The organism is Streptomyces sp. CBMA156 (genome assembly GCF_014596515.1).
Classification (GTDB): domain Bacteria; phylum Actinomycetota; class Actinomycetes; order Streptomycetales; family Streptomycetaceae; genus Kitasatospora.
In genome coordinates, this window is record NZ_MSJQ01000382.1 from 1 (window position 1) to 9,287 (window position 9,287).

At 71.0% G+C, this 9,287-nt stretch carries 7 protein-coding genes and 2 pseudogenes; all 9 read left to right on the forward strand.

Annotation, left to right across the window (positions count from 1 at the left end):
• Positions 1–3,650 (forward strand): annotated as a pseudogene (locus tag BU198_RS33505) (hypothetical protein); the annotation flags it as partial.
• Positions 3,651–3,653: 3 nt separating this feature from the next.
• Entirely contained in the window at positions 3,654–4,256 is a 603-nt protein-coding gene (locus BU198_RS33510) for a hypothetical protein (RefSeq protein WP_188300616.1), read from the forward strand.
• Complete coding sequence (locus BU198_RS33515) at positions 4,253–4,900, forward strand: hypothetical protein (protein WP_188300617.1); 648 nt, start codon at positions 4,253–4,255, stop codon at positions 4,898–4,900. The genes BU198_RS33510 and BU198_RS33515 overlap by 4 nt, the downstream gene beginning before the upstream one ends.
• Positions 4,897–5,250 carry a hypothetical protein gene (locus BU198_RS33520; RefSeq protein WP_317620432.1) on the forward strand — a complete coding sequence of 118 codons (354 nt, stop codon included), beginning with the start codon at positions 4,897–4,899 and terminating at the stop codon, positions 5,248–5,250. The genes BU198_RS33515 and BU198_RS33520 overlap by 4 nt, the downstream gene beginning before the upstream one ends.
• Before the next feature lie 55 nt (positions 5,251–5,305).
• Positions 5,306–6,400 carry a hypothetical protein gene (locus BU198_RS33525; RefSeq protein WP_411293265.1) on the forward strand — a complete coding sequence of 365 codons (1,095 nt, stop codon included), beginning with the start codon at positions 5,306–5,308 and terminating at the stop codon, positions 6,398–6,400.
• 71 nt (positions 6,401–6,471) lie between these two features.
• Positions 6,472–6,981, forward strand: coding sequence for a phage baseplate assembly protein V (locus BU198_RS33530; RefSeq protein WP_188300619.1), 510 nt, complete (start codon positions 6,472–6,474; stop codon positions 6,979–6,981).
• A 13-nt stretch (positions 6,982–6,994) separates the two neighbouring features.
• The gene (locus BU198_RS33535) at positions 6,995–7,327 is read left to right on the forward strand and encodes a hypothetical protein (protein ID WP_188300620.1); all 333 of its coding nucleotides are present in this window, start codon (positions 6,995–6,997) and stop codon (positions 7,325–7,327) included.
• On the forward strand, positions 7,324–7,710 hold the full coding sequence (locus BU198_RS33540; RefSeq protein ID WP_188300621.1) for a GPW/gp25 family protein: 387 nt from the start codon (positions 7,324–7,326) through the stop codon (positions 7,708–7,710). Before BU198_RS33535 ends, BU198_RS33540 begins: the two co-directional genes overlap by 4 nt.
• Positions 7,707–9,287: pseudogene (locus tag BU198_RS33545) on the forward strand (putative baseplate assembly protein); the annotation flags it as partial. The gene BU198_RS33540 and the pseudogene BU198_RS33545, both read left to right, overlap by 4 nt.

Consider the following 9,287-nt stretch of genomic DNA (forward strand, 5'->3'; position numbering starts at 1 on the left):
CGTCCGGGGCGCCGCAGACCCAGTCCGGCACGCCCGAGGCCGCGCCGCCGGCCGAGGCGGTGACGGAGCGGCTGGAGCGGGTCGGCCCTGCGGGCCCGGACGGCGAGCGGCAGGAGGCCGAGCGGAAGAAGGTCGAGGGCCGCAACCCCGGCGACCGGGTCGCCGCACCCCACGTCGCCGACGACGCGGGCAACCAGGTCTCGGCGCAGGAGGTGCAGCAGGTCCAGGGCGCGGTCGACGGCGTGCCCTCCACCGACCCGGCGCTGAACACCACCGTCGGCCGGGCACCCACGGTCGAACTGACCGGCGAGAGCGATCCGGCACGGACCGACCGGCAGGCGGCGAAGCTCAAGGACGGCTCCGCCAGGATCCTCGGCGTCGGCCGGGAGGACGCCGCCAAGCCGATGGGCGAGGACCGGATCTACCCGGACGTACCGAAGGAGACCCTCACCGCCTCCGTCCCCGGCGGCAGCCGCAGGCGCGGGGGCACCGGCGCCGGGCGCGCGGCCGCCACCAAGCCGGGCATCGGCATCGTGACCCGGCAGGAGCGCGGCCCGCAGATCCAGGCCGCGGTCGGCCAGGGCCAGGGCCGGCTGGCCTCCGAACAGGCCACGCGGAAGCAGGGCGAGGCCGACGCCCGCCGGCAGAACCAGGCCGAGGTCGACCAGGCGGTGGCTGACAACGCCCAGGCCCAGGCCGGCGAGCGGGGCGGGGCCGCGGAGAAGGTCACGGCCGAACGCGAACAGTGGCGCACCGAGCAGGATCAGCAGATCTCCGGCGCGGACCATGACGCCGACGCCGAGCACAAGGACAAGACCGGCGCGATCGACAGGAAGCGCACCGAGGCCGACAAGGACGTCCAGGACCGTCAGCAGCAGGACAACCAGAAGATCCAGGACAAGCGGAAGGAGGCCGAGGAGAAGGCGCGGAAGGAGAAGGACCGCAAGAAGGAGGAGTCCGAGGGCTGGTGGGGCTGGGTCAAGTCCAAGGTCAAGGCGGCCTTCGACGCGCTGGTCGAGGCGGTCACCAAGGTCTTCGACTACTTCCGCGGCCTGATCAACGACATCATCGACGGCTTCCGGAAGTTCGCGGACTGGGCGATCGACCAGGCCAGGAAGTTCGCCGTCGAGCTGATCGACAAGCTCGCGGACGCGCTGATCAGGATCTGCGACGTCCTGCTGGCGGCGTTCCCCGAACTGCGGGACAGGTTCCGCAGGAAGATCGACGAGTGGCGCGACAAGGCCGTCGCCAAGGTCAACGAGTGGGCGGACCGGCTCAAGAACGCCGTCAACAAGCTGCTCGACGCGCTGGCGGCCGGGCTGAACGCCCTGCTGGACGCGCTGGAGGCGGGGCTCAAGGCCGCGATCGAGGCGGTCCGCACGGCGGTGATGGACGCGATCGACTTCGTGCAGAAGGCGATCGCGGTGTTCGGCGAGTTCGCGGCCCTGATCGGCGACATCGCGCCGGACCCGGGCGGCTGGCTGAAGAAGCTCGGCACCGCCGCGGTCGACGGCATCCAGCACTACCTGTGGGGTGCGGTCAAGAGCGCGGTGCGGACCTGGTTCGACGAGAAGGTGGAGTCGGTCGTCGGCCTGACCTCCACCCTCGTCAACGTACTGGTCAAGGGCTGCATCTCGATGGCCCAGATCGGGCGGATGGCCTGGCAGGCGATCGTGGCGGCGCTGCCCGGGATGATCGTCTCGATCGTCGTCGAGAAGCTGGTGTCGATGATCGTGCCGGCGGCGGGCGCGATCATGGCGATCATTCAGGGCCTGATGGCCGCCTGGAACACCATCAGCAAGATCATCGCGGCGATCGGGAAGTTCGTCGCCTTCCTCAAGGCGGTCAAGTCCGGATCGGCCGCCTGCCTGTTCGCCGACGCGGTCGCGGCGGGCGTGGTCGCGCTGCTGGACTTCATCTCCAACTTCCTGCTCAGCAAGCTCAAAGGGGCCGGCAAGGCGGTCGGCACCAAGCTCAAGGGGATAGCCCAGAAGATCCTCAAGGGCCTGGCCAGGGCCGGCCGGGGCACCCGCAAGGCGGCCGGACGGGCGGTCAACAAGGCCCGGGCAAGCCTGCGCCGGGCCGGCCAGTCACTGCGCCGTCGGCCCTCCCCCGCCCGCACCGGCCCGGCCCGGCACACCGTCCGCCGCGCGGAGCACCACACCGAACGCCCGAAGGCCACCGCCCCCGGCCGCCCGCGCCGTCAGGTCACCCACCCGAAGTCCACCCGGCCCCGCCGCCCCACCTCGGCGGTCGGCCGCGCCCTCAACTCCTCCCGCCAGACGGTCAAGGCCGCCCTCACCCGCGTCCGGGTCGCCGCCCGCACCCTCGGCCGCAAGCTCCTCAACAGCAAACTCGGCCGCGCCCTCACCAACGGCGCCCACCGCATCCGCGACGCCTACCGTAAACAGCGCGACCGCCTCCGCGCGTGGCACCAGAAGCGCCAACAACAGCGCGCCCAACGCCGCGCCCACGAGAACTCGCGGGCGGCCAAGGAGCAGCGGCTCTCTCTGATCGTTGCAAAGATCACTCCGAAACTGCAGGGACTGCTCCACCGCGGCGCCTCTGACATCACCATTCGAGCCGTACTCACGGCGATGCGGGCCTGGTACCGACTTTCCGGCCTGGAGTGGCTCGGAGAGCGGAGTATCCGCTTCCGTGCCTGGCTCAATCCCGACATCGTTTTCCTGCATGGCGCGGCTTTCCCGATCGATGATCTGCTGGCGTTCGTCCGCAAGGTCGGCGCAGAGGTCGTGCGAGCGCCGCAGTGGGCGCGTACCGCCGGAGTCAGCCAGGATCCGATACCCGACCCCACCTCCGTACCGACATCCGCCGGTCGGGGCTACGAAGTACACGAACTCGGTGACCGCTCCGGCGCGGAGGTGCAGGAGTATCTCCGCGGACGCCCAGGAACAACCATGTGGCAGGTGGACATCCAACGCTATCGAGATCAGTCCGGAGCTGCCCTCGACGTCGACTGGCAGCAATGGTGGGGGCGAGTCACGAGGAACCGAGGGGTCCTTTTCAGCATTCCTTACCGCTCGGAAGAGAAACAGCCGTGGCGAGATGAGCGAAAAAGAACTCCATCCCGCAAGGACAGCTTGGGTCTGTCATATAAAGAGATTGCAAACCTGTTCGACTCGTGGCAGGGACGACACGGCGCCTTGAAGCAGCAGGTGATCGCCCAACAGGCGGTCGGCATGCTCGGTGGAAGAATGCCGGACGGGCCGAACCGACGCTTCACCGCAGAGTTGACTTCGCTGATGATCCAGCAGGAGGGCCTGCGGAACGTCGGAACCATGGCGACCGGTGCCATGCTCCTGGACATGGCGGCACGCGGCCATGTCACCCTCGCGGACGCGGCACGACTCCACCCGATGGCGCCCAAGGATTCACAGGCGGGGGCCAGGGAGCTGCGCGCGTCCATCTTCCAGGGAGCGGACCGGACGCCCCTCGCGGAACGGCTACGCGATCGGGAAGTCGATGTCGTCGAGGCGTGGGTCCGAAGCCTGGGCAAGGAAATCGTCGTGGATTCCTATGCCACCGGGCAGGAGAAGCGAAAGCAGCTCATGCAGCAGATCCGAGATCGAATTCACCGGATGTACAATATCGACCCGCGCTACACGGCGCTTCGGAACGGAATGGACTGATCGATGCAGAACTCGAAATTCAAGACGACCAGAATCGTGTTGCGCTCGTGCCCGGCGGAGGACGAGGTAGACGAGTTTGCCGGCCTCCACGGCTGGCCGAGGAGAGCGGAAGCGGAGGCCCGGCGCGAAGGCGGAATCCCGTACACCGTCTCCTGGGATCTGGGCGATGAAAGCATCCTCGAGTACGTCGAGGACGGCATGTCGAAGAATTGCTATCTCATTGTGCGCGGCCCGACCCGCGAGAGTGTGGAACCAGTCGTGGAAATGATTTCCGAGGAGCTCTTCCCGTGGGACCACACCGAGTTGCTCTGGTGTGTCGACAACGCACCGGATCCCATTGAACTCGGTCTGTCCATCATTCGACTCGCGGTCGGATCTCCGGATGGTTTTCACGGCGAGACATTCCGGCGGGTCAAAAGCGGACTGACCCATCCGGATTCCCAGGTGCGGGACATGTCGCTGTGGGCCAGCACGTATTCACCGTGGTCCGAGTACATCCCGCTGCTACAGAATCTGGCAGCACAGGATCCCGTCACCGAGATTCGCGAGCGGGCAGGGCTCGTCCTTGAGGCCTATCGCGTCCGAGGGGGCGGTGATGGGTCATGACCGGGTACACGGACACCCCCAGGCCCATCAGGGCCGGGCTGGTGATCGTCGATGCGCTGCGCGGGACGCCGCAGCGGGTCGTCGTGTTGCAGTTCAACCCCGACAGTCTGGAGCGCTCGCTCGCCCCGCAGGCCGCGGGGGCCGACGGGACCGGGGACCGGACGGAGGCGTTGCGGCTGAAGGGTCCGGCGGTGGAGACGTGGAAGTTCACCGCCGAGCTGGACGCCACGGACCAGCTGGAGCTGCCGGCGCCGAACGGGATCCATCCGCAGCTGGCCACACTGGAGTTGCTGGTGCAGCCGGCCAGCGCCCAGCTCAGGGCCAACCAGGGGCTGGCCGCGGTCGGCACCCTGGAGATCACCCCGATCGAGGCCCCGCTCACCCTGTTCACCTGGGGCAGCAAGCGGATCCTTCCGGTGCGGCTGACCGAACTCACCATCACCGAGGAGGCGTTCGACATCGACCTGAACCCGATCAGGGCCACCGTCGGGATCGGCCTGCGCGTCCTGACCGTCAGCGATCTGCCGACCGGCCACCGCGGGGCCGAGCTGTACCTCGCGCACCTGGCGCAGAAGGAGCGGCTGGTCGGTTCCGCGGCCGACGGCCGGCTGAGTGCGCTCGGCCTGGGAGGAGGATTCCGGTGACCGCCGACCACCCGCTGGACGCGCTGCCCGCGCCTTCGCCGTACCCGCCGACCAGCCGGTACCACGGCGTCCCGGTGGCGTTGCACACGGCACCGGACGGGCGCCAGGTCCCTTACCTGCGACGGCGGTTGCTGCCGGGCACGGACGGTCTGACCCCGCTCGCCGAGCACACCGTCAGTGCCGGCGACCGCCCCGACCTGCTCGCCTACCGTTACCTCGGCAGCGCCGACCAGTGGTGGCGGATCGCCGACGCCAATCCGGTGCTCGACCCCCGGGAGCTGACCGCGACGCCGGGCCGGCGGATCATCGTCGCACTGCCCGGCGGGGTGCCGGGGGTGGGGAATGCCTGACGCCCCGGCCGTCACGGGGGGCGGGCCGATCGGGTCGGTCCGCCTGAGTCTGCTGATGGGTCCACAGATCCCGGTGCCGGTGCCGCAGCCGGTGACCGACGCCCTGCTGTCGGCGCAGGTCACGGTGGCGTCCGGGCAGCGCAGCGGCTTCCAGCTCGCCTTCGACCTGTCGAAGCGCGGTCCGATCAACACCGCGCTGCTGCCGGGCGGCTTCTTCGACCCGAAGATCAGGGTCGTGCTGATGGTGACCGTCGCGGGCACCCCGACCGTGCTGATGGACGGTGTGATCATCCGCCAGGAGGTCGGCATCAGCAACCAGCCCGGCCAGTCCACGCTCACCGTCACCGGCGAGGACCTGACGGTGCTGATGGACCTGGAGGAGCGGGCCGGGGTGCCGTTCCCCGCGATGTCCCCGGCGGCCCGGGTCGCCGCGATCATCGGCACGTACGGGCAGTACGGCATCGTGCCGCTGGTCATCCCGGAGCTGGTGCCGCAGACGCCGATGCCCACCCGGCGGATCGACTTCCAGAAGGGCACCGACCTCGGATACGTCAACGAGCTGGCCAAGGCCAACGGTTACGTGTTCTACCTCGATCCGGGGCCGGTCCCCGGGACGAGCCGCGCCTACTGGGGGCCGGAGAACCGGCTCGGCGTCCCGCAGCACGCGCTGAACGTGAACATGGACGCGCTGTCCAACGTCGACCAGCTGACCTTCGCCTTCGACGGGACCGCCCGCGAGGAGCCGGAGGCCCGCATCCAGCTCCCGGCGACCAGGGTGTCCGCCGTCCTGCCGGTGCCGGAGGTCAGCATCCTGCGCCCGCCGCTCGCGCTCAGGCCCGCACCGGCGCTGAAGAAGAAGGTCATCGCCGACACCGCCAAGAAGGACACCGCCCAGGCCGTCGCCGAGACCATCGCCAAGGCGATGCAGTCGGCGGACGCCGTCTCGGGCTCGGGGCAGCTCGACGTCGTCCGGTACGGCCACGTCCTGCGGCCGCGCGAGCTGGTCGGCGTCCGTGGCGCCGGGCTCACCTACGACGGCCTGTACTTCGTCAAGAGCGTCACCCACAACCTCCAGCGCGGCTCGTACACCCAGAACTTCACGCTGACCCGCGAGGGCCTGATCGCCCTCCAGCCGACCGTCGTCCCGTAGCGCCACACCATCGTGGCACCACAGTCCCGCAGCGCCACACCATCGAGGCACCACAGTCAGGAGTTGCCGGCATGGCCGAACCGACCCGCTACCTCGGCAAGTTCCGGGGAACGGTGGTGAACAACGTCGACCCGCTCGGGATCGGCCGCATCCAGGCCCAGGTGCCCGACGTGCTGGGCGAGGTCACGTCGACCTGGGCGATGCCGTGCTTCCCGGTGGCCGGCCCCGGCATGGGGCACTACGCGGTCCCGCCGGTCGGGGCGGGGGTGTGGCTGGAGTTCGAACAGGGCGACCAGAGCTACCCGGTCTGGACGGGCTGCTGGTACGGCGCCGCCTCGGAGGTCCCGGTGGAGGCGACGACCGGCCCGCCGGGCGTGCCGAACACGGTGCTGGAGACCTCCGGGCGGCGGGTGATCGTGCTGTCCGACGACCCGACCACCGGGATCACCCTCCGCACACCGGGCGGAGCCTCGATCGTGATCAACGACGCGGGCATCCGGATCAGCAACGGCCAGGGCGCCGAGATCTCGCTCGTCGGCGCCACCGTTTCCATCAACCAGGACGCCCTGAGCGTGACCTGACGGGGGGATTCTCGTGCCCGGAAATCTGCTGCACGTCAATGCGACGGTGATCTGCCCGCACGGCGCCCAGGCGACGGCCCGGCCCGCCCAGGCCCGGGTGCTGGTCGCCGGCCAGGCCGTCACCGGCACCGCCGACCCGTACACCGTGACCGGCTGCCCGTTCACGGTGGCCGGCAAGCCGCAGCCCTGCGTCACGATCCGCTGGGTGGTGCCGTCCGCCCGGATCCGGGTGAACGGCTCCCCCGCGCTGCCGCAGTCCGCCGTCGGACTGTGCCAGAGCGCCGAGCAGATCCCGCAGGGGCCGCCGGTCGTGACCGTCGTCCAACAGCGGGCGGTGGGGACATGAGCACCGCACCCCCGGCCAGGACGGACCTCGCGTTCCCGTTCCGGATCGACAGCCGCGGGCGCACCGCCGAGGCGGCGTACGACGACCACGTGCGGGACCTGATCGAGCAGTTGCTGTTCACCAGCCCCGGCGAGCGGGTCATGCACCCGGACTTCGGCTGCGGACTGCTCGACCTGGTCTTCGCCCCGAACAGCCCGGAGCTGGCGGCCACCCTGCAACTGTCCGTCCAGGCGGCGCTGCAACGGTGGCTCGGCGACGTGATCGAGGTCGTCTCGCTCGACGTGGAGAGCGAGGACAACGTGGTGCGGGTCGAGCTGGCGTACGTCGTGCGCCGGACCGGTGCGCGGCGGCAGGACGTGTTCGAGGGCGGGGTGGCGGCATGACCGGCCGATCCGAAGTGACCGGGCAGTCCGACGTGACGGGCCGATCCGAAGTGACCCGGCAGTCCGACGAGGCCACGGCCCGGTGCGGGACGGAACTCCGCCGCGCCGACGTCCGCGCGGCGCGCCTGCTGGGCCTGGACGGCGCCGAGCCGGACGACGACGGGCGCACCCTGAGCGTGACCTTCCTCGGCCGGGCGCCGGACGAGCTGGGCCCGGAGAACATCCGCGTCGACGGCGGCCGGCGGATCACCGGCCTGCGCGCCGTCGCGGTCGACATCGAGCGCGCCGACGACCCGGAGCTGGACGACCGGATGCACGTCACCCTCGACCGGGCCGGCGACACCTCCCGCTACCGGCTGACCGTCGTCGAGGCGGACGCCTACGGCCGGCCGGGCAGCCGCCCGTACCCGGGCTTCGACCCGAGGTACGCGAGCACCGGCTTCTCCTTCGGCGCCGACTGCCCCTCCCCCTACGACTGCCGCGCCGAGGAGAGCTGCCCGCCCGCCGTCCGGCCGGCCCCGGTGATCGACTACACCGCCCGCGACTACGAGAGCCTGCGCCGGCTGGTGCTGGACCGGATGAGCCTCACCACCCCCGGCTGGACCGAGCGGCACCTGCCCGACCTCGGCGTCACCCTGGTCGAGCTGCTCGCCTACACGGCCGACCGGCTCTCCTACCAGCAGGACGCGGTGGCCACCGAGGCGTACCTCGACACCGCCCGCCGCCGGGTGTCGGTGCGCCGGCACGCCCGGCTGGTCGACTACCCCGTGCACGACGGCTGCAACGCCCGCACGTTCGTCGCGCTGACGGCCGACCGCCCGCTCACCCTGCGGCACGGCACCTTCCGCTTCGCCGCCGTCGACGTCAGCCGGCTCGGCCCGCAGGAACGCCCGGACCTGTCCACGGTGATCCAGGACGAGGAGCTGGACGCGCTCACCACCACCGCCGCCGTCGAGGTGTTCGAGCCGCTCGGCGGGGCGGACCTGGTGCTGCGCCCCGCGCACAACACCATCCGGTTCTGGACCTGGGGCGACCAGGACTGCGTCCTGCCCCGGGGCGCGACCGGCGCCACCCTGCGCGACGACTGGCACCGGGCCGACCGGCCGCAGGACCGCGACCGCGACCGCGGCCGGCACCTGGCGCTGCGCCCCGGCGACCTGCTGGTCATCGAGGAGGTGCTCGGCCCGCGCACCGGCGCCGCCGCCGACGCCGATCCGGCGCACCGCCAGGCCGTCCGGCTCACCTCGGTCACCCCCCTGGTCGACGAGCTGTACGAGCAGCCCGTGGTCGAGGTCGGCTGGGCGGCGGAGGACGCGCTCTCCTTCCCGGTCTGCCTGTCCGCGCACGGCGGGAGCGACTGCGGCCCGATCGCCGACGTGAGCGTCGCCCGCGGCAACGTCGCCCTGGTCGACCACGGCCGCTCCCTGACGTTCTGCGGCGCGGCCCCGGAGACCTTCGCGGTGCCGCCGGAGCCGGTCCGGGTGGCGCCCTGCGGGCCGGACGGCTGCGGCTGCGCGGACCGCGCCGAGGGCAGCCCCGCGGCGGAGGCGGTCCACGCACTGCTCGACCAGGCGAGG

Bases quoted from the DNA above. Each gene is read 5' to 3' on its own strand.
- BU198_RS33510 (WP_188300616.1), top strand. From the start codon at position 3,654: ATGCAGAACTCGAAATTCAAGACGACCAGAATCGTGTTGCGCTCGTGC.
- BU198_RS33515 (WP_188300617.1), top strand. From the start codon at position 4,253: ATGACCGGGTACACGGACACCCCCAGGCCCATCAGGGCCGGGCTGGTG.
- BU198_RS33530 (WP_188300619.1), top strand. From the start codon at position 6,472: ATGGCCGAACCGACCCGCTACCTCGGCAAGTTCCGGGGAACGGTGGTG.
- BU198_RS33540 (WP_188300621.1), top strand. From the start codon at position 7,324: ATGAGCACCGCACCCCCGGCCAGGACGGACCTCGCGTTCCCGTTCCGG.
- BU198_RS33525 (WP_411293265.1), top strand. From the start codon at position 5,306: ATGGGTCCACAGATCCCGGTGCCGGTGCCGCAGCCGGTGACCGACGCC.